Here is a 245-nt window from a genome sequence, read left to right as displayed (position 1 = left end):
CGTCAACACCGCGTAGCTTACTTCAGCAACAACTTCAAATCATGCACCACCGGTGCCGTACCCTGCCCATGCCGTAAGAACAGGCGGATATGCCCTTCTTTATCAAACACATAACTGCCGGCCGTATGGTCCATGGTGTAACTGCTCGGTGTATTGCCATCGACTTTTTGATAATACACTTTGAAGTCCTTGGCCACTTTGGCGGTGGCTGCTGCATCACCGTACATGCCGAGAAAGCGCGCATC

Annotated in this window: 1 protein-coding gene; it reads right to left on the bottom strand. The window is 51.8% G+C overall.

All coding sequences use genetic code 11. The annotated features are described in order from the left end of the window. Positions 1-17 precede the first annotated feature (17 nt). A partial coding sequence (locus QN347_RS20650; RefSeq protein ID WP_323494526.1) for an SCO family protein occupies positions 18-245 on the bottom strand: 228 nt, incomplete at its 5' end.

This window comes from Sphingomonas sp. 10B4 (assembly GCF_035019905.1).
GTDB classification, from domain to species: Bacteria; Pseudomonadota; Alphaproteobacteria; order Sphingomonadales; family Sphingomonadaceae; genus Sphingomonas; species Sphingomonas glacialis.
The sequence above is the reverse complement of the archived record's forward strand: the minus strand, read 5'-3'. Positions and strand labels throughout refer to the sequence as shown.